Source organism: Protofrankia sp. Cj3 (assembly GCF_917627355.1).
In the GTDB taxonomy this organism is placed as follows: domain Bacteria; phylum Actinomycetota; class Actinomycetes; order Frankiales; family Frankiaceae; genus Protofrankia.
The window spans coordinates 1-1,272 of sequence record NZ_CAKJTR010000024.1 but is presented as its reverse complement, the minus strand read 5'-3'; the positions used below and the strand labels follow the sequence as shown (position 1 = coordinate 1,272).

2 protein-coding genes are annotated in these 1,272 nt (G+C 71.1%); both read left to right on the top strand.

Annotation, left to right across the window (positions count from 1 at the left end):
* Positions 1-999 (top strand): alpha-ketoacid dehydrogenase subunit beta (locus MJ783_RS05305; RefSeq protein ID WP_370651447.1); only part of this gene is annotated, 999 nt, incomplete at its 5' end.
* Positions 1,000-1,003: 4 nt separating this feature from the next.
* Positions 1,004-1,272: biotin/lipoyl-containing protein (locus MJ783_RS05300; RefSeq protein WP_305039478.1), on the top strand; the 269-nt coding region annotated here is incomplete at its 3' end.

The following is a 1,272-nucleotide window of genomic DNA, read 5'->3' as shown; positions in this document are numbered from 1 at the left end:
GGAGCTCCACGGCCGATGACACGCACCCTGACCTACGTCAAAGCGTTCAACGAGGGCCTCGCGCAGGTCATGCGCGCCGACGACGACGTGTTCGTGGCCGGCGAGGATGTCGCCGGCTACGGCGGGGTCTTCCACATGTTCGACGGGCTGCTGTCGGAGTTCGGGCCGCGCCGTGTTGTGGACACCCCCATCTCCGAAGCGGCGATCATCGGCCTCGGTGTGGGCGCCGCCGCCCGTGGCCTGCGGCCGGTGTGCGACCTGATGTTCATGGACTTCCTCGGCGTCTGCATGGACCAGGTGGTCAACCAGGCGGCGAAGATGAAGTTCATGTACGGCGGCTCGGTCAGCGTCCCACTCACGATCACGACCGCGGCGGGCGCCGGGCTCAGCGCCGCCGCGCAGCACTCCCAGAGCCTGGAAGCATGGCTCGCGCACACCCCGGGCCTCAAGGTGCTCATGCCCGCCACCCCGGTGGACGCCAAAGGGATGATCGTCTCCGCTGTACGCGACGACAACCCGGTCATCGTGATGCTCAACAAGGCGCTGCTCGGATCCAGGGGCGAGGTGCCCGAGGAGATCTACGAGGTGCCGATCGGCACGGCCGCCACGCTGCGCACCGGTGACGACGTCACCGTCGTGGCCCTGGGCCGGATGACCGTCGAGGCGCTGGCCGCCGCCGAGGAGCTCGCGGCCGAGGGCGTCTCGGTCGAGGTCATCGACCCCCGCACCGTGCAGCCGCTGGACAGCGAGACGATCGTGCAGTCGGTGGTGCGCACCAACCGGGTGCTCGTGGTGCACGAGGCTGTACGGTTCGGTGGCATCGGCGCGGAGATCGCCGCGCAGGTCCAGGAGGCCGCTTTCGACTACCTCGACGCGCCGGTGTCGCGCCTGGGCGCGCCGTTCACCCCGGTGCCGTTCAGCCCGGTGCTGGAGCGGGCGTACATCCCCGACCGCACCCGGATAGCCGACGGCTGCCGCCGGCTGCTCGCCCGAGGCTGACGCCATGGCTGTCGAGGTGCTGCTGCCCAAGCTCGGGCTGACGATGCGGGAAGGCACGATCACCGAGTGGCTCGTGCCGGCCGGTGGTCTGGTCCGTCCCGGTGATGTGATCATGAGGCTCGCCACCGACAAGGTCGACGCGGATGTCGAGGCCGAGGGGGAGGGACTCTTCCATCCGGTCGTCGCGGCCGGGGCCACGCTGCCGCCGGGCGCGCTCGTGGGCTGGCTGCTCGCCGCGGGCGAAGTGCCGCCCGGCGGGCCGCGGCCCCGCCC